Here is a 23,383-nt window from a genome sequence, read left to right as displayed (position 1 = left end):
GAAACAATCAAGAGTGAGATTTTCGTGAGTACCGCGACCAAAAAAACGACGAAATCCAAATCAACGTCAAAAACAACCAAGGCCGCAACGACGCCAGGCAATGCGGCCCCCACCTCGGCGTTGGATGGATCAGCGCCGGCTGCAGCAAAGCAGGCAGAACCAACTGTTGTTGACGCGCCGCAGGCTGTGATCCTTGGACCTATGATGCGCAAGAAAGAACTGATCGACGCTGTTGTTCAACGCTCCGGCATGAAGAAAAAGGACGTCAAACCGGCTGTCGAGATGATGCTCAGCGTGATGGGAGAGGCGATCGGCGACAACCGGGAACTTAACCTGCCGCCTTTTGGCCGTCTGAAAATCCGGCGCGAAAAAAAGCTGGCAAATGGACGTATCGTGGTCGCCAAGATCCGGCAATCCACGCCAAGTGACAATGCGGATGCGTCCAAAGGTTCGGACGATCCGGACATCTGATACCGTTTGGACAGGCAGCGCTCTTGCAGGGCGCTGCATCCTCCCGCAATGTTGTTTCACCTGGCGCAGCCTTTGATGTCACGCCGAAATTCATGGCTATGCCGTGATTTGTGAAGGTGTCCTTGTTTCGGTATATGCCAGTTTCTTGCTTGGGAACCCCTGCGCAGGGCCGAAACTTTCCTTTCCCTGACACAACATCTTCATACGCCTCAACTTTTTGGGTAATGAAGTCCGACAAAGCAGGTGAGGCGACATGACAAACTATCCCAGAATTTGGTTCCTGCGTCACGGTCAGACGGAATGGAACAAGGTCTATCGACTCCAGGGACAATTGGATTCGCCACTCACAGCGCAGGGGGTGGCGGATGCCCACCGCCAAGCCGGTTTGATGGGGCCGATATTGGCTCTGTCCCCTGACATCTATGTCTCACCTTTGGGGCGGACGATTGCCACGGCCGACATCGCATTGGGCGGAGCGCCATATCGGTGTGATGACCGCCTGATGGAAATCCACGCCGGCAAGTGGCAAGGCAGGACCCGCGCAGAAATCATGGCGGAACATCCGAACTGGGCCAAAGAAAATCCCCCCGCCCTCGAGATCTATCAAATGGCCGAGGGGGGGGAGGGGTTAAGCGGGCTTCAAGCAAGGGTCGTTTCCTTCCTGAAAGACCTGGCTGGACCGACGGTGATCGTGGCCCATGGTTTGTGGGGGCAGGTAATGCGCGCTGAGGTCTGTGGTCTGGACATGAAACGTGCCGGGCATCTTTCCAACGATCAGGGTTGCGTTTATCTGCTAGAAAACGGACATGAAACCAAGCTGGAGCCGCTCGAGTGAGCGCCTTTCCACCTCTTTATATTTTGCGCCACGGTGAGACCGAGTGGAATGCGACCGGTCGTTTGCAAGGGCGGTTTGATTCCAGCCTGACGGACGAAGGTCGCGCTCAGGCGCAGGCCCAACAGCGTATCCTGGCCGGTCAGGATCTCACCCGCTTTCAGGCCATCAGCAGTCCGCAAGGCCGGGCGCTGGAAACCGCGAGAATCGCAGTTGCAGGCCTTGCCACGCCGATTACGACCGATGCGGCACTCAGCGAAATCGGTTTGGGCAAATGGGCCGGCAGGGATCGGGCGGAAGTCATGGCGGAAACCGGTACGCGTGATGGCTTTGCGCTTTATGAACTTGCCCCGGAGGGGGAGGGGTTTGCAGCCCTGCACAATCGCTGCCTGCGCTTCTTGCGGGGGCTGCAAACACCATCGGTACTGATCACCCATGGCATCACCTCACGCATGCTGCGCGTGATTCTGACCGGACGCTCTATCGGTGCACTGCGTGAAATTGACGGCGGACAGGGTGTGGTTTTCCATTTAATTGACGGTCAGCAAAAAAGGCTGACATTAGGGGCTTGAAGCCCCCATGCTCCTTGCGCTAAGAGGTCGCCACGGCGGGTCGTTAGCTCAGTTGGTAGAGCGCTTCGTTTACACCGAAGATGTCGGGAGTTCGAGCCTCTCACGACCCACCAAATTTCCCAACGCCAGAGAACGCCTGCCGTTTACTCAGGATGCTGTTTTGGCTGATGCGGCGTTCTTTTCAATGGGCTGTTCGGGCGTGGCGCATGGCCTCTTTCTTTTTCAAGGCTGGGCAGATCCATGTTTGATGCGACTCACTTTCAGGATTGAAATGCCTTTGGGAAAGGAACTGGCCCGGTCAATGCGGAGTCTCTTTGAACGGATTGAGGGCAGGGAAATACACCACGCGCGTTGAGGGGTGCAACTCGATCAGGAAAACAAAGAAATGAAGGCCGGAAAGGAAGCGGAGCAGGGGTCTGCCATCGGGCACCGTGCAAGAAATTTTGCAATGTTTTCAAGACGGGAAAACGGATCATACAAAGGAGGCGGCACAAAAAGAGCAGACAAGTGGAAATTTCTTCATTTCCCCGGGATTTGCGTCTTGACGCCTGAGGCCACCGCCCATATTACGACCCAACGCTTCGGAGGTAACGACGAAGTGTGCAGCGGGCGGTTGTAGCTCAGCTGGTTAGAGTGCCGGCCTGTCACGCCGGAGGTCGCGGGTTCGAGCCCCGTCAACCGCGCCACTGCTGCATGAAAAAGGGTCCTCTGTGAGGGCCCTTTTTTCGTTTCGCAGAGGTAGATCCCTGGGCATTTGTGAACATCGGCGCCTGTTTGTCCGTCCGGATTGAAACGGCAGGCCGGTCATTTTGCATCAGCGATTCTAGCTGCGATGACACTGGCCTTCCTATTTCCTGTTCAGCAACTCAATTCATCCCTGCCATTTGCAATAACATGGGTGTAGGAGAAGGAATGAGTACAGGCCAATCCACCACCTCCCGCCTTGGAATTTTCTGCATGCTGACGGGAATGATGTTCATTTCCGTCAATGACATGCTCGTTAAATCCCTTTCAGGGGCCTATCCGTTACATGAATTGATATTGCTGCGTTCGGTGGTGGCGATCGGGTTTACCGTGGCTCTGCTGAAGTATGAAGGGGGTTTCAGGCTGCTCAACACCGGCCGCTGGGGACTGCACGCGACAAGGGCTGTGTTTATCCTGATAGCGAATTCAGCGCTTTATGCCGGTATTGCATCCTTACCTCTGGCGACCGCGACGGCACTTTACTTTGTTGCGCCCTTGTTTGTCACCTTGTTGTCGATCCCTGTGTTGGGCGAAGTTGTCGGGCCGCGCCGGTTTGCCGCGATTGGATTAGGCTTCGTCGGGGTGCTGGTCATGATGGTGCCGCAAATGTCTGCGGATGAGGGCGGATACGGCTGGATTGTAGTGCTGCCGGTGATTGCGGCAGCTTTTTATGCCTTCATGTCGGTGCTGACACGGAAACTGGGCCAGACCAGCCGTGCATCGGCGCTGGCGCTGCACATGCAATTTGCCTTTATCGCGATCAGTGCGGTTGTCTATCTGATTGCCGGCGATGGACGTTTTGTCACGGCTGACAGCAATCCTTCGATGCAATTTCTGCTGCGCCCCTGGGTCTGGCCAGACAGCGCGGATTATCTGCCTATACTGGGTCTGGGCATCATGTCGGCAATCATTGGCTATCTCATGACACAGGCATACCGGCTGAGTCATGCCTCCGTCGTCGCCCCGTTCGAATATGTGCTGCTTATCTTTTCGTTGTTCTGGGGCTGGACGATTTTTGGGGAATGGCCCCGCAGCAATGTGTTTATCGGCGCGGGCATCGTCATCGCTTCCGGAGTCTACATCTTTCTGCGTGAAGGCCGGACCGGCACTGTCAGATAGAAGGGTCGGGGCGTTTCCGCCCCGATCGCTTGTTGTTATGTCAATGCGTCCAGGATCCGTGCCCAGGACCGGATGCCCTTGTGAAAGCTTTCCATGTCGTATTTTTCGTTCGGAGAATGAAGCGCATCGTCGTCTTTACCGAAACCGATCAACATTGGCTCTGTGCCAAGGATCTCCTGGAAATGTCCTGCAATCGGAATTGAACCGCCGCTTCCGATATAGGCGGCAGGGGTGTGCCATTCATCCGTCAATGCCTTGCGCGCGGCTTCGAACATCGGATCAGAGACATCGGCGCTGGATGCACCGCCCGCACCGTGATCACCAAAACTGACCTCGCAATCGGGGGGCAACATGTCCGTGACCATCTTGCGGAAGTTCTCGCGGATTGCAAAGGGGTCTTGCGTACCAACAAGCCGGAAACTGATTTTTGCATGCGCCTTGGATGGCAGCACTGTTTTAAAGCCATCCCCCGTGTAACCGCCCCAGATGCCGTTCACTTCGCAGGTCGGGCGGGACCAGATCATCTCCAACGGGGTGCGATTCTGTTCACCTGCGGGGTGGCTCAGACCCACATCTTCAAGAAATGTCTGGTGGTCAAAAGACAGGCCCTGCCATTGGGCTTCCAATTCGTCCGAAAGTTCGGGCACGCCGTCATAAAAACCGGGCACAGTGATGCGCCCCTTTTCATCATGCAGGGAGGCAATGATTCTTGACAACACCCGTATCGGGTTCATCGCAATGCCGCCGTACATGCCGGAATGCAGATCCAGCGATGGGGCAGTGATGGTCAATTCTTCGCCAAGCAACCCGCGAAGCATGGTGACGATGGCGGGAGTTTTGCTTTCGAACAATCCGGTGTCACAGATGAGTGCAATGTCGGTTTTTAATTCGTCAGCATGTTCTTTCATAAAGGGCACAAGCGACGGGGAACCTGATTCCTCTTCACCTTCGAAAAAGAACGTGATCTTGCAGGGCCAGTCCCCTTTGATTGCTTTCCACGCCCGAAGCGCTTCGACAAAGGTCATCAATTGGCCCTTGTCATCGGATGATCCGCGCCCCCGAATAACCTTGCCCTTGGCGGTATCTTCTACTTGAGGATCAAAGGGGTCATTGTCCCAAAGCTCAAGCGGGTCCACTGGCTGCACATCGTAATGGCCGTAGAACAACAGATGCGGCCCGGTCTCGCCCAGATGGCCCACAACCATGGGATGCCCGGGAGTCGGTCGTTTGCTGGCCTCGATACCCATCTCGTTCAATTCACGCACAAGCCAGTCAGCGGCATTGTCGCAATCGGCCTTGAAGGCAGGGTCGGTCGAAATTGAAGGAATGCGCAGGAGATCAAGAAGACGGTCGGTCGCGGCGGGCAAATCGTCGTCGATTCGGGCAAGGATGGCGTCAAGTGACATGGTAAATGGCTCCTGTTAAACGAAATTTGGGCAGACCGTATCAGCGTATCGCGGAGTGTCCAGCACTGCCGATCAGGCAATCCGTTCAACCCATCGTCCCAAAACCAGACAGGCGACTGCAGCAATGCCAAAGCCGGCGACCATTGGCGCGACACTGTCGTCAAAGCTTTCTGTCAGCAAAAAGCCGACAGGCAGAGACACAAAGGTTGAAAGTGCCCCGACGACAGCCGCGCCGAGACCTGCCATCTTTCCCAACGGCTCCATCGCCATGGCGTTAAGATTCCCAAACAGCAGACCCATCGAAAAGAATGTGATCAGCTGCCACAGAATGAACAGGAAAAAGGGCGGTGTACCCGGCATGAGTACCAGATAAGCGCCAAAGAGCACTGCAGCGCACAGAATGGTAAAGAGCGCCAGTGTTGACAGGTAACGCATGCCCAAACGCCCCACCAGACTGGAATTGACGATGGATGCAAAGCCGATCGACAGGGCGGCGGCACCGAACCACAGAACAAAGGCATCGCCGGTTTCGAACACGTCCTGAAAAATCTGCTGAGCAAGGCTGAGGTAGGCCAAGAACGGTCCAAAGATGAACCCTGCGCAAAGGGTATAACCCAGGGCTGTGGGATTGCGACAGATGATCACAATTCCCTGCCATACCTTGCGCAGGGACAAGGCGCGCCGATTGGCAACCGCCAATGTTTCCGGTTGTCGTGCCGCGAACCAGCTCCAGGTCAACAATCCCATGCCCAAGAGCATCACAAAGGTCGCGCGCCACCCTGACAAGGCAATCAAAACCTGGCCAACAGCGGGTGCGATGGCGGGCACGATAATGAATACAGCCATCACAAAAGACATGATCCGCGCCATATCACGGCCTTCAAAGCCGTCACGTACGATGGCTATGGCGACAATGCGCGGCCCTGCCATACCAAACCCCTGCAACAGCCGGCCCAGCATCATCATCTCGAAAGACACCGCAAAGATACACAGTAGCGTGCCTGCGATGAACACGAGGTAGGAGCCGTGAATCACCGGCCGACGGCCAAAGGAATCGGAGAGCGGCCCGGCCAGTAACTGACCCAGTGCAAAGCCTGCGAAGAGGATCGAAATCACCAGATGGCCGCGGTTGGGGTCAGCCTGACCAAGATCTGTGGCAATCAAGCCGAGAGCCGGCAACATTACGTCCGTGGCCATAGCCACGATCGAGATCATCAATGCGATAAGGACGATAAACTCGCTACGCGACATTTCGCGACGGGGGACGGGCGTGATCATGATAGACCTGTCGCCCAAATCAGAAGCGTGCGCAATTGAAAAGAGCACGGGAAGGGCATGTAATCATCCCGTCAAAAGCGTGCCTGCAAACCTTAGATCATCGCAAACCTTGATCCAAATCAAGGCTGCGACAAGACGCACATCATATTTGATTGAACGAGGGGGGATGTTTCTATACTCATTCCAAAAACACAATGTGAAACGCCAAGGCCTTTCACAAAGCTGCAAGCGGAGACGCGCATGGATTATACGCTCAAACTTGACGAGGCGATTGCGCGCCTGCACGACGAGGGACGCTACCGGACCTTTATTGATATCGAGCGGCGCAACGGCCAGTTTCCGCATGCTGTCTGGACACGGCCAGACGGGGTTGAACGTAATATCACGGTGTGGTGCGGCAATGATTATCTGGGCATGGGCCAAAACCCTGTGGTTCTGGAAGCCATGGAAGAAGCACTGCGGGCGACCGGTGCCGGATCCGGCGGGACGCGCAATATCTCGGGTACAACAGTATATCACAAGCGACTTGAGGCAGAATTGTCTGATCTGCATGGCAAGGAGGCGGCGCTTTTGTTCACCTCTGCCTATATCGCCAATGACGCGACCCTTTCAACACTCCCCAAACTCTTTCCCGGCTTGATCATCTATTCAGACGCGCTGAACCATGCGTCGATGATTGAAGGTGTGCGCCGCAACGGCGGGGCCAAACGGATCTTCCGTCATAATGACGTCGCACATCTGCGAGAGTTGCTTGAAGCGGACGATCCCGCGGCACCCAAGCTGATTGCTTTTGAATCGATCTATTCCATGGATGGCGATTTCGGCCCTATCGAGGCTATTTGCGATCTCGCGGATGAATTCGGAGCGCTTACCTATATCGACGAAGTGCACGCCGTTGGCATGTATGGCCCACATGGGGCAGGGGTCGCGGAACGTGACGGGCTGATGCATCGTCTTGACATCATTAACGGCACTTTGGCCAAAGCATTTGGCGTGATGGGCGGCTATATCGCGGCCTCGGCCAAGATGTGTGACGCAGTCCGGTCCTATGCGCCGGGGTTCATTTTCACCACTTCACTGCCACCAGCCGTTGCGGCGGGCGCGGCGGCATCTGTAGCCTTCCTGAAGACCGCGCCGGAGTTGCGCGAAAAGCAACAACAACAAGCGAAAATTCTGAAATTGCGTCTCAAGGGGCTTGGCCTGCCGATTATCGACCATGGGTCACATATTGTGCCTGTGATCGTCGGAAACCCTGTTCACACCCAGATATTGAGTGACAAGCTGCTCGAGGAATTCGGTATTTATGTTCAGCCGATCAATTTCCCGACAGTTCCGCGGGGGACTGAGCGGCTTCGGTTCACGCCGTCACCTGTGCACGAATTTGGTGAAATTGATGCCTTGGTCCATGCAATGGACGGATTATGGTCCCATTGTGCGCTGAATCGTGCCGAAGCTGCTGGGTAAACACGTAAAATTCGTATTTCCGGTTGTACTGTGCTAGCGTTATCGAAAGAAAAGACCATATCCCGAATCGGCTGCGGATTCGGGAAAGTGGATACAGGCAAGTTAACGATGGGGCGATGGGATGATCGGGCGTTGGTCCTCTAAGGCTAAAGAAGAAGATTTGATTGAGCCGAAGGGCTTTGATGCATTCGAACTGCGTCTTGGGGACGTGATGCGGGGGGAACGCGCAACGATGGGTAAATCGTTGCTGGATGTTCAACGCGAATTGCGCATCAAGGCGTCCTATATTGCTGCCATCGAAAATGCGGATCCCGATGCCTTTGATACGCCGGGATTTATTGCCGGTTACGTACGGTCATATGCCCGTTATCTCAACATGGACCCTGACAAGGCCTTTGCCAGCTTTTGCAAGGAATCGGGTTTCATCGTGGCACACGGCATGTCTGCCGAAGCTTCAGTTATCAAGAAAGCCGGGCCAAGCGAGCGCAAAAACCGCCCGGCAGAGACTGATCTCTTTGCCCGTCCGAACCTGCCTTTTACACCCGCGGGCGAAAGTCTGCTCAGCCGGATCGAGCCGGGGGCGGTCGGGTCCATGCTGGTTCTGGTCGCATTGATTGGCGCAATCGGGTTTGGCGGCTATACCGTTTTACAAGAGGTGCAGCGTGTGCAGGTTTCGCCTGTCGACCAGACACCGGTGGTCCTTTCCGATCTTGATCCGTTGCAGGGTACATTGACAGCAACCCCTGAAAACGATGTTGAATCATCCGTACCGCGTACGATGGAAGCCCCCCGTGTCGAAGCGCTGGACCGGCTCTATCGACCTCAGGCGCTTGATGTGCCCTTGATGGTGGCGCGTGATGCTCCGATTGCGACAATCGATCCGCGCTCCATGGGTAACTTCGCTGTGCCTGAACTGACAGCCCAATCGCCCAGCCTGACCATCGCAAGCCTGACTTCCGGCACTGAAAATCCTGCTGTCCCTCAGGTTGTTGAAGGACCGGCGGCCGCAGTGCGTATGGTTGCGGCCTATCCCTCGTGGGTACGTGTTCGTGCTGCTGATGGCACGGTTATTTTTGAAGGTGTAATGGATAAAGGCGATACCTGGGATGTTCCCGCAACCGAAGAACCGCCATCCCTGCGCACAGGCGAATCCGGTGCCTTGTATTTCGCCATGGCAGATGGGTGTTATGGCCCGGTCGGCGCGCGCGGCAGCATCACCTCCAATTTGCCGCTCGACAATCAGGCATTGGCCGAGCTTTATCAACCGGTTGATCCCACAGCCGACACTTCGTTGACGCGCATGTTCGCGGATCTGGCGGGCAGCGACATTGACCCGGCTATTCTGGCCGCAATTCCTTGTCAGTCCAACTAGGGTCTGGCGACCCTTAGCCTTGCGAAGATGTTGGTGGAGGATTAGGTTCACGGCAACCTCCACCGCCTGAAAGTTGGCCTTCATGTCGCTCAATCACATCCGCCCATGGCGCAATATTTATCGCCGAAAATCCCGTCAGATCATGGTGGGTGATGTTGCCGTGGGCGGGGATGCGCCAATAAGCGTCCAGACGATGACAAACACCCAGACCACCGATGTCAAGGCGACCATTGCACAGGTGCAAGCTGCTGCGGATGCCGGCGCTGACATTGTTCGGATTTCGGTGCCGGATGAGGAATCATCAGCGGCACTCAGGTTGATCGTGCCCGAGGTTTCGGTGCCCATCGTCGCGGACATCCATTTCCATTACAAACGTGGGATCGAGGCTGCCGAGGCGGGGGCCGCCTGTCTTCGGATCAATCCGGGCAATATCGGCGATGCAAAACGTGTTCGCGATGTGATCAAGGCCGCCCGCGACAACAATTGTTCAATGCGCATCGGCGTGAATGCCGGTTCACTTGAGAAACACCTGTTGGATAAATATGGGGAACCCTGTCCCGATGCCATGGTTGAATCCGGTCTCGACCATATCAAGCTTTTGCAGGACAACGATTTTCACGAATTCAAGATCAGTTGCAAGGCATCGGATGTCTTTATGGCTGCGGCCGCCTATCAAAAACTGGCAGAGGCCACAGACGCGCCTATACACCTTGGAATCACTGAGGCTGGCGGATTGACCTCGGGGACAATCAAATCTGCCATCGGTATGGGGAATCTGCTGTGGATGGGCATCGGCGATACGATCCGGGTATCCCTGTCAGCCGATCCAGTGGAAGAAATCAAGGTCGGCTATGAAATCCTGAAATCTCTTGGTCTTCGCCATCGCGGTGTGAATATCATATCCTGTCCGTCCTGTGCGCGTCAGGGGTTTGATGTGATCAAGACCGTTGAGACCCTGGAAAAACGTCTGGAACATATCAAGACCCCGATGAGCCTGAGCATCATTGGCTGTGTTGTGAACGGCCCCGGTGAGGCGCTGATGACCGATGTCGGTTTCACCGGTGGTGGCGCAGGATCAGGCATGGTCTATCTGGCAGGCAAACAAAGTCACAAGCAAGACAACGACAGCATGATTGAGCACATCGTTGAGCAGGTCGAGAAAAAGGCCGCCGCTTTGGAAGCCGAAGCGGCGCTTGCAGCGGAATAACGATAGACAGTTTTTGCCCCCCCGTTTAGACATAGATATGGTGTCTGGCGCTAAAATCTTTCCAAAGTATGCTGAGTTTTTCTGCGGCGCTGGCATGGTGCGTGCGGGGCTTGGCAATGATTGGTCCTGCGCTCTTGCGAATGACATCGATGCGATGAAATGCGATGTTTATGCCAAGAACTGGGGTGGCAAACATTTGATAGAAGGCGACATCGCAGCTTTGGATGTGGCACCATTGCTTCAACCGATTGACCTCTACTGGGCGTCCAGCCCTTGTCAGGATTTTTCGCTTGCCGGTAAAGGACGGGGCCTGAACGGTGCGCGTTCCGGCATGTTCATGGAATGGGCGCGATTGATCGGCGAGGCAGGGGAAAATGGCTTTGCCCCACGCATCATTGCCTTTGAAAATGTGACTGGCCTGATGACTCGAAACGGTGGCAAAGACCTCTGCGCCGTTTTGAAAACCCTGATTTCTTTGGGCTATCGCGTAGGGGCTCTGGAAATAGATGCGGCGAAATTCTTGCCGCAAAGCAGACCACGTTTGTTCATCATTGGTGTGCGCCATGGAGTTTCTGTTGGCTCTCTTGCCGGTACAGCGCCAGAAGGTGTTTTCCATACTGAAAAAATCAAGTCCTTTGCGGCGAAGTTGCCAAATGCGATTGCCCAACATTGGGTTTGGTGGGCCCACGACACGCCGAAGCCACGGCGCCTGTCCCTGCGCAGGATCGTTGACGATGCCCCCAATACCGACTGGTTGATTGATGACGATGTTTCACGGCTGCTGCTGATGATGTCAGAGCCAAGTCAGTCGCGTGTGCGCAAGGCCCGCTCGACAGGGAAGACAGAGATCGGGATGCTGTACAAACGTGGCCGCCCCGACGAAAGCGGGCTGAACCGACAGCGTGCCGAAATCCGGTTTGACGGCCTGGCCGGTTGTTTGCGCACGCCTGCCGGCGGGTCTTCGCGCCAAACGATCATGTTTATCAAGGGCAATGAAACCCGTGCCCGCCTCTTGTCAAGCAAGGAGGTCGCGCGCCTTATGGGGCTGGGCGAACGGTTCATGATGCCTGACCGCTATAATCAAGCCTATCAAGTGGCCGGGGACGGCGTTGCGGTGCCGATTGTCAGCTACCTTGACCGCACATTGTTTCAACCAATTCTTACTGCGGATGAGCGTCGGAAGGTGGCATGAGCGCTTCGCAAGACTATCGGTCAAAAGCCCTGACTGCGCTGACGAATGAAATCGGTGTTTATGCACTGTGTGATCTGGATGGCCAACCGATCTATGTCGGACAGTCGGTCGATGGAATCCGCAACCGCGTGCGGCGGCATCTGACCTCGGCGCGCTCTGATGTGATTGCAAACCGCCAGATTGATGTATGGGAAATCGCTTTTGTCTGGGCCTGGCCGGTGACGGATCTGACAGAGGTACAGCCGTTGGAGGACGCGGTGTTTCAGCATTATGATGCCGAACAACCACTGATGAACGGTAGAAGTCTGACCTGTGCGGCCGAGGTGGCCTTTTGGCCAGAAAGGCAAGAGGTCCAAGTCATTGAAGAAACTGACAGGCAACTGCGCCTTGATCCGGCACAAAGGCTGCCCCGCCAGATCCAGCAGTACAACCATTTGGTGGATTATATCCTGACCGTCAAAGACGCCGCACATCTGAAGCGGTCACTGGAAGCGCATTTTCAACGACTTGTGAAGTACCACCAGACGTTTCTATAGCGTCAGTCAACCGCGTTTTTCGGCAATCAATGCCTGCATCTGGTCAAAGGGCAGATAGCCACGCAAGAGTTCATCCTTCATCACGAATGTCGGCGTGCCCGTGATTTGCAACCGTTGCGCCAGGGCACGGGTGTCCGCAATTTCCTGTGTGACGGCATCACTGTCCATATGCGCTTCGATCGCATCCGAATCCAATCCGAATGTCGTTGCCAGTCTGCGCAGCGAGGCAAGCGTAATGTCGCCTTTGAAGACCATCAGCGCATCGTTCAACGCCTTGTAGCTGTCGCCACCAGCCAGTTGCTTGACCGCGACAGCAAAGCGTGACGCCAATACCGACTGATCCCCCAGGATCGGGAATTCCTTGACGATAAGGCGAATGTTTCCATCTGTTTCCAATAGTTTGGCGACTTCGTCATGGGCTTTTTTGCAATAACCGCACCTGTAATCCAGAAATTCCACCAATGTGATGTCGCCCTCGGGGTTCCCTCCGACCCAAGAATACCCGTCGTTGAAAATCGCCTCTGCGTTGACGCTGACAAGATCAATGTCCGCTTGCGCCTGCTGGGCGGCTTCACGCTCGCGCAGGGCATCGACAGCCTCCATGATTACTTCTGGGTTTTCCAGTAGATAGGAGCGAACTTCGGCGCGAAACTGCGCGCGCTCTGCGTCCGTCAGCTCTGTCAGGTCCATGGCAGCTGCGGGCAGGGCTAATATGGCGGCAAGCAGAGGGGCGGCGAAACGGTGCGTCATTGCGGGGGTACCTTTGTAAACATAAGATGCCCGATCTTGACGAGCGGGGCGAAGACAGTGAAACACGCTCAAAGAACAGGAGCAAGGCCATGCGTATATCAAAACGATCTGCTGTCGATCCCTTTATCGTGATGGATGTCATGCAAGCGGCGGCAGCGGCCGAAGCCAGAGGCGAACATATTATTCACATGGAAGTCGGGCAACCCGGAACAGGGGCACCCAAAGCGGCGGTTGCAGCGCTGAACCAAGCGATGGATGAGGCGGCCTTGGGCTATACGGTTGCCCTTGGCTTGCCTGCGTTGCGTGCAAGGATCGCTCAGATGTACGGCGCATGGTACAACGTCGATCTTGACCCGGCCCGCGTGATCATCACTTCGGGATCTTCGGGGGGCTTTATCCTTGCTTTTACAGCGCTATTTGATACCTGCGATCGTGTAGGGATCGGCGCGCCGGGCTATCCCAGTTACCGCCAGATTCTCAGTGCTCTGGCTTTGACGCCAGTGGATTTGCCCACCGCTCTTGAGAACAGATTGCAACCCGTGCCTGCCGATTTTGCAGACCTGAACCTGGCTGGGCTGATGGTCGCGTCGCCTGCCAATCCCACCGGTACCATGCTGGACCGCGCAGCCATGCAGGGTCTGATCGAGGCCTGTGCCGACTCTGGCACCTCTTTCATTTCGGACGAAATCTATCACGGGGTCGAATATGAAAAGAAAGCGGTCTCGGCGCTTGAACTGACCAATGATTGCTATGTGATCAATTCCTTTTCCAAATATTTCTCGATGACTGGTTGGCGCGTAGGCTGGATGGTGGTGCCCGAAGACCACGTGCGAATTGTTGAGCGACTGGCACAAAACATGTTTATTTGCGCGCCTCATGCCAGTCAGGTGACAGCCCTCGCCGCCATGGATTGCGAAGAGGAATTGCAAGCCAACATGGACGTTTATCGCGCCAACCGCGCCTTGATGCTGACCGGTTTGAAAGAAGCGGGCTTCACCAGTTTCGCTCCGCCAGACGGTGCGTTTTATGTCTATGCCGATGTGTCTGAACTAACCAAAGACAGCGTTAGCTTTGCTGCTGAAATTCTTGAAAAGGCACGGGTTTCCGTCACTCCAGGGCTTGATTTCGATCCGATTCGAGGGTCAACGACCCTACGGTTTTCCTATGCCCGCAGCACCGCCGACATCACCGAAGGGCTGGCGCGGCTCAAGGCCTTCATGTCGGGCCGCTGAGGCGCTGGAATGCCTGGTGCAGACCTGCTAGACTGCGCAAAAGAGCAGCGAAAAGCGGTGACATGATACGGGCGTTTCTTCAGGCATTCTGCGTGGCTGTGCTTTGTGCAAGCAGTGTCTGTGCGCAGAATCCGAATGCTTCCAACCTCAGTGCATTGGCCCGCGTTGACGCGGCCAGGAGCAGCATCACGGATGGCTGGCTTGGTCGGACAGACATACGGATCGCATTGAGTCAGGGGGTACCCTTCCGCGTATTTCTACTCAATGACCCTGCGCGCCTGGTGATTGACTTCAAAGAGGCCGATTGGGCGACACTGCGGCCCGCGATGATCCTGCCAGAGCCGGGGCGCGTATCGGCCGTGCGCTTCGGGGCGTTTCGGCCAGGCTGGTCACGGTTGGTCGCGGATCTTGCTGAACCAATGGTGCCGGTTGAAATCGGCATGCCGGTGGAAGAGGCAAGCGGCAAGGCAACGCTTGAAATCATGATGGAAACAGCGAGCGAAGAAGAATTCGCAAGCCGCTCTGGCACCCCGACAGATGGGGCTTGGGCGGCGGCACTGACACAGAAGCCAGCACCCAAGACAGGTAAGAAAAAGAAATTCACTGTCGCGCTTGATCCCGGTCACGGCGGGTTGGATCCGGGCGCGGAACACGACGATATTTTCGAAAAGGATCTGATGTTGGCCTTTGCCCGTGCGCTGCGCGAAGCCTTGCTGCGCATGGGCATTGAGGTTGTACTGACCCGCGATGATGACGTTTTTGTCGCGCTGGAAACACGTGTCGCCATTGCTCATCAAGCCCGTGCGGATATTTTCATTTCATTGCACGCGGATAGCTTGCGGCAGGGCGGGGCAAAGGGCGCGACCGTTTACACCCTGTCGACAGAGGCCAGTGATACCGCAACGGCGCATCTGGCAGCGCGGCACAACCGGTCCGACATCATAGCAGGGGCGGATCTGACAGGGTCGGATGATCAGGTTGCGAGCATCCTGTTGGACTTGGCCCGTCAGGAAACGGAACCGCGTTCAACTGCACTGGCAGACGCGCTGGTGGCCGGGATGACCCAAGCAGGCGGACCGATGAACCGCAGACCGAAACGACAGGCGGGGTTCTCGGTCCTGAAATCCGCAGACATCCCGTCCGTATTGGTGGAAATCGGGTTTCTAAGCTCTGAACGCGATTTGAAGAACCTGCGTGATCCAGTCTGGCGTGCCGTTATGGTCGATGCCATGGCAGAGGCGATTCTGCTTTGGCGTGACAGCGATGCCGCCCGCGCACCGCTGGTCCGTCAGTAAGCTGCAAATATATTGATATTATAGGCAGATAACAGCCCAGTGCCGCTGCGTTCCCGTTTTGACCATCCCGGTCATTGCCGCTATAAGGATACGAACGAAAGCCACAAAGAGGGCGACACGCGGTGTTCCGATTTATTCTGTCTTTTCTGGGTGGTATCTTTACCACCGTGACCATGAGCATCGGTATGGTGGCGCTGACCATTGGTGCTGTTTTCTGGATGTATGGTCGCGACCTGCCCAGTCACGAGAGCCTCGCCAGCTATACCCCGCCCACAATCAGCCGCATTTATTCGGGACAAGGCCGTTTGATTGATGAATTCGCCAAGGAGCGTCGCCTGTTTGCCCCTGCGGACACGATCCCTCCGCTGATCAAGCAGGCCTTCATTTCTGCCGAAGACAAGAACTTTTATGAGCACGACGGGTATGACTTGCGCGGGATCGGCGCGGCAGCGATTGACGCTGTGCGCACCCGTGGCAAAGACGTGCGCGGCGCCTCGACCATCACTCAACAGGTGATGAAGAACTTTCTTCTTTCTGGTGACCGTCGTGCGGAACGCAAGATCAAGGAAATCATTCTCGCCGCCCGTGTCGAAGAAGCACTGGACAAGGAAAAGATCCTGGAGTTGTATCTGAACGAAATTTTTCTGGGACAAAACTCTTACGGTGTGGCGGCTGCCGCCCAGACCTATTTCAACAAGACACTCAGTGAACTGGCCCCTCATGAGGCGGCCTTTCTTGCCTCCTTGCCCAAGGCACCCTCGGACTACCATCCGGTACGACGCAAGGAACGCTTGCTGGCGCGTCGCAATTTTGTGCTGCGTGAAATGAACGAGAACGGCTATATCTCTGATGCCGATTACGCGACCGAAAAGGCGCAGCCCCTGCGTTCTGTACAGAATGGAGATTTCGCGAGCTTTAAGGCGGATCTGCCACCGCGTGACTATTTTACCGATGAGATCCGGCGACAATTGTCCGAAAACTTTGGTGAGGGCGAGTTTTTCACCGGGGGGCTGACAGTCCGGGCAACCATTGACAATGAAATGCAGCCGATCGCCGCAAATGCCCTGCGTCGACAGTTGGAACAATATGACCGTGGTCGCGGAATTTGGCAAGGCACCGGTAAAACCATACCCATCGACCAATTGGGGACGGAAGAAAGCTGGCGTGATGCGCTGAGTGATATTCGTGTACCGCGCGACATCGATCTGGAAAACCAATGGTATCCCGCCGTTGTGCTGAGTATCGATGGCGGCGATGCCCGCATCGGAATCGAAGGTGTGCCCGAGGATGCGGATGGGCATTTCATACCAGCAAAAGACGCGCAATGGGCCCGCAAACGGCTCGAAAACGGGAAACTAGGCCCAAAGGCACGTGGGCTGGGTGATCTGGTGTCGGTCGGGGATGTTGTATTGGTGCGCCGCATGACAGCGGATGCAGATGGCAGTTTCATCCGCTGGACCCTGCGCCAGGTGCCCGAGGTGCAGGGCGCATTTGTCGCGATGGATGTGGATACCGGGCGCGTCATTGCCATGCAGGGTGGCTTTTCCTATCAGGATTCGGTGTTCAACAGGGCCACTCAGGCCCAGCGTCAGCCCGGTTCCAGTTTCAAGCCCTTTGTCTATGCGTCTGCTTTGGACAGTGGTTATTCGCCGGCAACAATCGTGGTTGATGCCCCGATTGAGATCAATACACCGCAGGGAGTCTGGCGTCCCAAGAACTCTTCCAACCGGTTCTATGGGCCCACGCCGCTGCGCACGGGGATCGAACAATCCCGAAACCTGATGACAATCCGTCTGGCGCAAGAAGTCGGTATGGATGTCGTTGGCAGCTACGCGGAACGGTTTGGTGTTTATGAAAACCTGTCTCCGGTGCTGGCAAATGCGCTTGGGTCTCAGGAAACGACTTTATACCAGATGGTTAGTGCTTATGCGATGTTTGCAAACGGGGGCGAAAGGGTGCAACCGACACTGGTGGACCGCGTTCAGGACCGTTATGGCCGCACTGTCTACAAGCATGATGAACGCATCTGCAATGATTGTCAGATGGCAAGCCTTGATCCCGGTGTTGCGCCGCGTGTGATTTCCAACCGCGAACGGGTGATGGATCCTGTGACGGCTTATCAGTTGACCTCGATGATGCGCGGCGTTGTGGAACGCGGAACAGCCCGTAAAACCGTCAACCTCGGGGTGCCGACAGCGGGCAAGACGGGGACCACAAATGACGCGAAAGATGTCTGGTTCATCGGCTTTACTTCGAACATCGTCGCTGGTTGTTACATCGGTTATGATCAACCCAAAGCGATGGGGCGCGGGGCCTCGGGGGGCGGCATGTGCGGTCCGGTTTTCCAGCGTTTCATGTCACAGGCGGTCAAGAAATACGGCGGCGGAGAGTTCTCGGTGCCCGAAGCCTGCGAATTTATCAAGATCGACCGGTTTTCCGGCGCACGGTTGAGCAATGGTGCCTCTGGCCCCAATGTTGTGTCTGAGTGTTTCCGTGGCGGCGAAGAACCGGTGTTCGGCATCACTTTTGACGGCGGATTTGCCATGGGCGCCGACTTGCCCTTGGTCGAAGAGGTGGATCGAGTTGCCAAGCAGGTTACGACATCCACCGGCAAGAAAGCAGTTGTCGGGCCAAAGGCCAGTTTTGGCACCTTGTCTTCGGGCGGTTTGTATTAAGCGGGTAGGGTAAACCCCGCCCGACGACGACTTGTAGCACCCGTGCCGCTGGTCTATGTCCAAGGGGTATAGAACAAAGGCGTAAATGCATGCGTGCAGAGGCACAAAATACAGTAGATCAAATTTCCAAGTCTTTGGAATTGTTGGGACAACGGCTGGATGTTGAGACGGCTCAGCATAGGTTGGAAGAATTTAATGCGCGCGTCGAAGACCCAAACCTGTGGGATGATGCCGCGGCTGCGCAAAAGTTAATGCGCGATCGCCAGAATCTTGTCGACGCGATCGCCACTTATGACGGGATCCGGCAAGAATTGACCGACAATGTCGATCTGATCGAACTGGGTGAGATGGAAGAGGACGAAGAAGTCGTCACCGAGGCCGAGGCCGCCTTGAAAGCACTTTCTGTCAAGGCCGCGCAAAAGGAACTTGAGGCGTTGCTTGACGGTGAAGCGGACAGCAATGATACCTTCCTTGAAATCAATTCAGGCGCTGGCGGCACAGAATCATGTGATTGGGCCAGTATGCTGGCGCGGATGTATGTGCGTTGGGCCGAAAAGAAAGGTTACAAGGTCGAGCTACAGTCGGAAAGTGCGGGGGAAGAGGCCGGCATCAAATCTGCCACCTACAAGATCGAAGGCCACAATGCTTATGGGTGGTTAAAGTCCGAAAGCGGTGTGCATCGTCTGGTACGCATTTCCCCGTTTGATTCAGCGGCCAAGCGTCATACATCCTTTACCTCGGTCAAGGTTTATCCCGTCGTAGATGACAACATCGAGATCGAAGTTAATCCATCGGATATTCGCGTTGATACCTACAGGTCATCGGGGGCAGGCGGGCAGCACGTCAACACAACCGATTCCGCGGTGCGTATCACCCATCACCCGACAGGGATCGTCGTCACAAGCTCGGTCAAATCCCAGCACCAGAACCGTGACATCGCCATGAAAGCCCTGAAAAGCCGCTTGTACCAGATCGAGCTCGACAAGCGCTCTGCGATTGTGAACGAAACCCATGAAAACGCCGGTGATGCGGGGTGGGGCAACCAGATCCGTTCCTACGTTTTGCAACCATACCAGATGGTCAAGGATCTGCGCACCAACTATGAAACCTCAGATACAAAAGGGGTGCTTGATGGCGATCTGGATGGATTGATGGGCGCGACACTTGCTCTTGCCGTCAGCGGCAAAAGCCGTGCCGAGGCGCAGGGAAGTTAACGCTATGGGGTGCTGCAGCCTTGAATTACCCTCGACGAATTGATTGGCTGATGAAATGGATATTCTAGACAAGACCGCATATGCCCTGTCATCGGAAATGGAACGGGGCAAGTTGAGTGCCGTTGAACTGATGCAGGCAACACTTGAGCGGATCAAAGCGGTCAATCCGGCTGTGAACGCGATTGTCTCGTTGCGGGACACGGATGAGTTGCTGGCCGAGGCGCGCGCGGCAGATGACGAACCGCGCAGGGGTTGGATGCACGGGATCCCCTTGGCGGTTAAGGATCTGGCAAATGCCAAGGGCCTACCGACATCCATGGGGTCACCACTGTTTGCAAACACAATGGCAGAGCAGGACGATCTGGTGGTTGAACGGATGCGCAATGCGGGCGCTCTGATCATCGGCAAGACCAACACACCTGAATTCGGGTTGGGCAGCCACACATTCAACCCGGTACATGGGGCTACCCACAATCCCTATAACCTTGAAAAATCTGCGGGGGGATCTTCGGGCGGGGCAGCGGCGGCGCTTGCGAGCAAAATGCTCTCTGTTGCAGATGGCAGTGACATGATGGGATCGCTGCGCAATCCGGCAGGTTGGTGCAATGTATATGGCATGCGCCCGACATGGGGCGTTGTACCATCAGAACCTCTGGGCGATGTCTTCATGCATCATTTATCCACGTCAGGGCCCATGGCGCGGTGTCCGACCGATCTGGCTGCATTGGCCGATACCATGGCTGGGGCAGACATCCGCCAACCGCACAGCCGATCCGCAGCAGGCCTGGTGCCCATGCCGGTAGACCCGGTACCGCAACAACGTATTGGTTATCTCGGAGATTGGGGCGGGCGTTTTCCTTACGAAGAGGGGATTTCCGATCTGACAGAAACCGCGCTGTCCCGGATGCAGGAGCTTGGCCATAGTGTTGAGCATATCGCAGCGCCCTTTGATGCTGATCGGATGTGGAACAGCTGGATCACGCTGCGCTCTTTTTCTGTTGCGACGGGATTGCACACGCTTCACGCAGATGCCCAAAAGCGTGAATTCCTCAAAGGATCTGCACAATGGGAGATCGAGCGCGGTCTCAAACTTGGCGCGATGGACATACATCATGCAAGCTTGGCCCGGTCAGATTGGTATCGTCGCACCATCGAGTTGTTCGAAAAGGTTGACGTTCTTGTCTTGCCTTCGGCGCAATGCTGGCCCTTTGACGTGAATTTGGAGCATCCCAAGGAAATTTCGGGTGTCACAATGGATACCTATCACCGGTGGATGCAAGTGGTTGTTCCAGCCAGCCTGATCGGCCTGCCCGTGGTGAACATTCCCGCAGGCTTTGGTGCGCAAGGATTGCCCGGTGGCATTCAATTGATCGGACCAAGAGGCAGCGATGCGCGCCTGCTGCGGCTGGCGCAGGATTGGCACTTGGCGACCGATTGGCCCAACAGGCATCCCGCCGTAGTCTAGGCTGGCTCAGCTTCCAGAAATCCGAACCCCGCGCTCACCAAACCTGCGCTGGCATGAAATGAATGACGTGCATCTAACGCCTGGGGGCACGCGCAAGTCCCAGGGGTTCTTCGCGTCCGGCATCAAGCAGGCGTTGGTGCAGGGACGGGGCATCGGCATGCCCCGCCTCCAGTGCAAAGACATAAGCCTGGGTCAGGTAAAAAGCCGCGCCTTCGGCTGACTCGGCCTCGTCTGCGGCCTGGGAATAGAGCGCTACCAGCCTTTCGGTATTCCCGCTTGCATGCGCCGCGAGCAGGGCAGCGTCCAGCTTGCTCATTCCGCGGCATGCGCTTTCAAGCCGCGGTGGCGTTCCATTTGTGTCGCGACCCAGTCGTGAAACAAATGCGTTGGCCCGTCCATTGCCGGAGAAAACCGACCCCCGTCAAAGCCGGCTGCATGGCGGCCACGCTGCATTCCCTCAACGACAAAGACATCTTCGGCAAAAACTTCCTTCCACTGCGCTGCGTTTTTGGTGCGCAGCGTCTCAGACGTGTCTGGCGCGGCGTAATATAGATGTACATATTCGAGCGTGCGTTCAGGGCCGTCTGGCACCAACACGATCGCAAAGGTGTGATCCCGGTGCACACCCAACAGGACATTTGGATAGACAGCAATATATTCTGCGGCCTTGTCCCATTTGCTGTCCAGCTCTGTGAAATCGGGAAATACCGAGCCATCGGAATCCGAAATCTGGCGATATACCAGGGTGCCCTGGCCAGAAAACTTGCCTGTGGCTTCGATGTGATAATGGTCTTCCAGTCTTGAATAGCTGTTCAAGCCCGGATGCACCCAGGGCAAATGGTAACTTTCACAATAATTCTCGACCGCCAGTTTCCAGTTGCAATTGACCTCAAGGGTAAAACGACTTGCCGGTCCTCCGTGAAACAATGGTTTGTCAAAGGCACGCCAGCGCGCCATCAGGTCGGCGTTGATCATTTCAAACGGGGCGGCAGTGCCAGACAGATTGATGAACACCACATCCATCCAGATAAAGCTGCGTACTTCGATCAGGCCAAGAAGGTCTCGGTCAATATCTTCATGGGTATTTTGCCCCGGTCCCCCTACATGCGGTGTGCTGACCAATCGTCCGTCGGTTGAATAGCACCAGCTGTGGTAGGGACAGCGGATCGCCCCTTCGATCTTGCGCGCAGCGTCGACCAGAACCATGCCCCGGTGGCGGCATATGTTCTGGAATACCCGGATTTGACCTTGTTTGTCGCGCAGTAACAGCAAGGGCATGTCCAGGAAGGTCAGTGGCACCGCACCCCCGATTTCGGGTACATCAGAGGCAACAGCCAGGCCCGCCCAGTTATCGACCAGAACCGCCTGACGTTCTTCGGCGTGGACGCCTTGATCGATGTAATGTGCATTGGGCAGGCCATTGGCCTGCGAAATAGGCCGCCGCACGGCGCTAACGTCGGTGATGGTATCAGGCATGTGGCTCTCCTGCTGTTGTCAGCAGGATAAAGCACGCACCAGATTGGGCGTTCCTGTCAGCGACCCGTTTTTGTCAGGGGCGACATCGTGTCCTCAGGCAAATGTCATATCCGTCTGAAGAAGCCGTCGGTGATAAGGCAACAATTCCTCGACCGTGTGAAACCCGGTCTTTCGCGCAGCGGGCAAAGCATCGACGGGCTTTGGGCCCAGATATTCATAAACCATGCGGGTTGCACGCAGCCCCTTTGCATCCTCAGGTATAGTCCGAGTGATGTATCCGACCCAATAGTTATTCTCGAACGAAGCAACCCGGTTCAGAAAATTGAACGATGAAGTCATTGCATTGCGGCGCGAAACCAACAGGCTGATACCGTCTTCCTGTTGCATCGCAATGCCACGGAATTCACGCGCGCGGGCATTGGTTGGCAGGTTCTGAACCCGCATCGCATTGATGGACTCATATCCCCGCATATAGGTGTTGGTGCCAACGCGTTTGACAAATACGAGGCCAACGATGAACACGTCCTTGTTGGTAAAGCTGCGGCGCGAAAACCGGTAGAAACCACTGGGAAACAAGTCATTTGGTATTTTTGACGAAGATTCCGGCAGAAAGTCATGCAGGAAAGGATTTGAAATCGGGTCTTGCCCGGATCCAATCTGGTCAACGGGTTCCAGCAAGACACGCGCGTCTACCTTGAAGAATGCACAGATGCGGGCCAATACGTCCGGCCGAGGAAAGCTCTCACCTGATAGATACCGATTGTACTGCGTCCGGTTGATACCCAATTGCCGCGAAAGATCCGAGATCGAGGGATAAGCTTCTGAGAGTTGGCGCAGGTTCGCACCAAACATATTCCGGAGTTCAGCAGGGGACTGTTTTGTAAGTGTCATGGCGCAGTGTCTATCTGAGGCGTAAATCACATAATGTAAAATGTCGGCATAGGCGCTTAATTCCACATTTGACGCGGCTTAGCAACGTAGCTGATGCGCCTTAGCTGCATCGCTCCCGGTGCTTAGACACAAATACCAACGTGCTTTGGATCAGCTTCTCTCTATATTGTGTAAGTTGGTTACAAAAACAGG

20 protein-coding genes and 2 tRNA genes are annotated in these 23,383 nt (G+C 55.7%); 16 read left to right on the top strand and 6 right to left on the bottom strand.

Annotated elements, in window-relative coordinates; genetic code table 11:
- The first annotated feature begins 24 nt into the window (after positions 1-24).
- From OS190_RS10500 to OS190_RS10475, 6 genes are all read left to right on the top strand, one after another.
- On the top strand, positions 25-471 hold the full coding sequence (locus OS190_RS10500) for an HU family DNA-binding protein (RefSeq protein WP_267158636.1): 447 nt from the start codon (positions 25-27) through the stop codon (positions 469-471).
- 253 nt (positions 472-724) lie between these two features.
- A complete protein-coding gene (locus OS190_RS10495) occupies positions 725-1,306 on the top strand; it encodes a histidine phosphatase family protein (protein ID WP_267158635.1) in 582 nt (193 codons plus the stop codon).
- A complete protein-coding gene (locus OS190_RS10490) occupies positions 1,303-1,875 on the top strand; it encodes a histidine phosphatase family protein (RefSeq protein WP_267158634.1) in 573 nt (190 codons plus the stop codon). The genes OS190_RS10495 and OS190_RS10490 overlap by 4 nt, the downstream gene beginning before the upstream one ends.
- A gap of 37 nt (positions 1,876-1,912) precedes the next feature.
- Positions 1,913-1,988: transfer RNA gene (locus OS190_RS10485), tRNA-Val, on the top strand.
- A 496-nt stretch (positions 1,989-2,484) separates the two neighbouring features.
- Positions 2,485-2,561, top strand: a tRNA-Asp gene (locus OS190_RS10480).
- Positions 2,562-2,787: 226 nt separating this feature from the next.
- Positions 2,788-3,738 (top strand): DMT family transporter, encoded by a 951-nt coding sequence (locus OS190_RS10475; protein WP_267158633.1) that lies wholly within the window; start codon positions 2,788-2,790, stop codon positions 3,736-3,738.
- Positions 3,739-3,773: 35 nt separating this feature from the next.
- Here OS190_RS10475 and OS190_RS10470 read toward each other — a convergent pair whose 3' ends face one another.
- Together OS190_RS10470 and OS190_RS10465 are read right to left on the bottom strand one after the other, a co-directional pair.
- Positions 3,774-5,144 carry a M20/M25/M40 family metallo-hydrolase gene (locus OS190_RS10470; RefSeq protein ID WP_267158632.1) on the bottom strand — a complete coding sequence of 457 codons (1,371 nt, stop codon included), beginning with the start codon at positions 5,142-5,144 and terminating at the stop codon, positions 3,774-3,776.
- A 72-nt stretch (positions 5,145-5,216) separates the two neighbouring features.
- Entirely contained in the window at positions 5,217-6,422 is a 1,206-nt protein-coding gene (locus OS190_RS10465; protein ID WP_267158631.1) for a multidrug effflux MFS transporter, read from the bottom strand.
- Between the two features lie 240 nt (positions 6,423-6,662).
- Here OS190_RS10465 and hemA point away from each other — a divergent pair, with 240 nt between their 5' ends.
- The 5 genes from hemA to OS190_RS10440 all read left to right on the top strand — a co-directional run bounded on the left by hemA (position 6,663) and on the right by OS190_RS10440 (position 12,193).
- On the top strand, positions 6,663-7,886 hold the full coding sequence (gene hemA, locus OS190_RS10460) for a 5-aminolevulinate synthase (protein ID WP_267158630.1): 1,224 nt from the start codon (positions 6,663-6,665) through the stop codon (positions 7,884-7,886).
- A 121-nt stretch (positions 7,887-8,007) separates the two neighbouring features.
- On the top strand, positions 8,008-9,258 hold the full coding sequence (locus OS190_RS10455) for a helix-turn-helix domain-containing protein (RefSeq protein ID WP_267158629.1): 1,251 nt from the start codon (positions 8,008-8,010) through the stop codon (positions 9,256-9,258).
- Between the two features lie 82 nt (positions 9,259-9,340).
- On the top strand, positions 9,341-10,465 hold the full coding sequence (ispG, locus tag OS190_RS10450) for a flavodoxin-dependent (E)-4-hydroxy-3-methylbut-2-enyl-diphosphate synthase (RefSeq protein ID WP_267158628.1): 1,125 nt from the start codon (positions 9,341-9,343) through the stop codon (positions 10,463-10,465).
- Between the two features lie 37 nt (positions 10,466-10,502).
- On the top strand, positions 10,503-11,657 hold the full coding sequence (locus OS190_RS10445; protein ID WP_267158627.1) for a DNA cytosine methyltransferase: 1,155 nt from the start codon (positions 10,503-10,505) through the stop codon (positions 11,655-11,657).
- Positions 11,654-12,193 carry a GIY-YIG nuclease family protein gene (locus tag OS190_RS10440; RefSeq protein ID WP_267158626.1) on the top strand — a complete coding sequence of 180 codons (540 nt, stop codon included), beginning with the start codon at positions 11,654-11,656 and terminating at the stop codon, positions 12,191-12,193. Before OS190_RS10445 ends, OS190_RS10440 begins: the two co-directional genes overlap by 4 nt.
- A 6-nt stretch (positions 12,194-12,199) precedes the next feature.
- On the opposite strand, the gene OS190_RS10435 is transcribed toward OS190_RS10440, so the two are convergent.
- Positions 12,200-12,943: a DsbA family protein gene (locus tag OS190_RS10435; protein ID WP_267158625.1), complete on the bottom strand. Its 744-nt coding sequence runs from the start codon at positions 12,941-12,943 to the stop codon at positions 12,200-12,202.
- Positions 12,944-13,032: 89 nt separating this feature from the next.
- Between OS190_RS10435 and OS190_RS10430 the strand changes: the two genes are divergently transcribed.
- The 5 genes from OS190_RS10430 to OS190_RS10410 all read left to right on the top strand — a co-directional run bounded on the left by OS190_RS10430 (position 13,033) and on the right by OS190_RS10410 (position 20,824).
- Positions 13,033-14,175: a pyridoxal phosphate-dependent aminotransferase gene (locus OS190_RS10430; protein ID WP_267158624.1), complete on the top strand. Its 1,143-nt coding sequence runs from the start codon at positions 13,033-13,035 to the stop codon at positions 14,173-14,175.
- 62 nt (positions 14,176-14,237) lie between these two features.
- Complete coding sequence (locus tag OS190_RS10425; RefSeq protein WP_267158623.1) at positions 14,238-15,470, top strand: N-acetylmuramoyl-L-alanine amidase; 1,233 nt, start codon at positions 14,238-14,240, stop codon at positions 15,468-15,470.
- A 122-nt stretch (positions 15,471-15,592) separates the two neighbouring features.
- Entirely contained in the window at positions 15,593-18,145 is a 2,553-nt protein-coding gene (locus OS190_RS10420; RefSeq protein WP_267158622.1) for a penicillin-binding protein 1A, read from the top strand.
- 89 nt (positions 18,146-18,234) lie between these two features.
- The gene (gene prfB / locus OS190_RS10415; protein ID WP_267158621.1) at positions 18,235-19,359 is read left to right on the top strand and encodes a peptide chain release factor 2; all 1,125 of its coding nucleotides are present in this window, start codon (positions 18,235-18,237) and stop codon (positions 19,357-19,359) included.
- A 55-nt stretch (positions 19,360-19,414) separates the two neighbouring features.
- On the top strand, positions 19,415-20,824 hold the full coding sequence (locus tag OS190_RS10410; protein WP_267158620.1) for an amidase: 1,410 nt from the start codon (positions 19,415-19,417) through the stop codon (positions 20,822-20,824).
- A gap of 73 nt (positions 20,825-20,897) precedes the next feature.
- Here the strand turns inward: OS190_RS10410 and OS190_RS10405 are convergent, their stop codons facing one another.
- The 3 genes from OS190_RS10405 to OS190_RS10395 all read right to left on the bottom strand — a co-directional run bounded on the left by OS190_RS10405 (position 20,898) and on the right by OS190_RS10395 (position 23,191).
- Positions 20,898-21,140: a hypothetical protein gene (locus tag OS190_RS10405; protein WP_267158619.1), complete on the bottom strand. Its 243-nt coding sequence runs from the start codon at positions 21,138-21,140 to the stop codon at positions 20,898-20,900.
- Positions 21,137-22,300, bottom strand: a complete 1,164-nt coding sequence (locus tag OS190_RS10400; protein ID WP_267158618.1) for an aromatic ring-hydroxylating oxygenase subunit alpha — start codon at positions 22,298-22,300, stop codon at positions 21,137-21,139. The genes OS190_RS10405 and OS190_RS10400 overlap by 4 nt, the downstream gene beginning before the upstream one ends.
- Before the next feature lie 93 nt (positions 22,301-22,393).
- Positions 22,394-23,191, bottom strand: coding sequence for a helix-turn-helix domain-containing protein (locus tag OS190_RS10395; protein WP_267158617.1), 798 nt, complete (start codon positions 23,189-23,191; stop codon positions 22,394-22,396).
- Positions 23,192-23,383 lie beyond the last annotated feature (192 nt).

It is taken from the genome of Sulfitobacter sp. F26204, assembly GCF_026410305.1.
In the GTDB taxonomy this organism is placed as follows: Bacteria; Pseudomonadota; Alphaproteobacteria; order Rhodobacterales; family Rhodobacteraceae; genus Sulfitobacter.
This window is presented reverse-complemented; position numbering and strand designations above follow the sequence as displayed.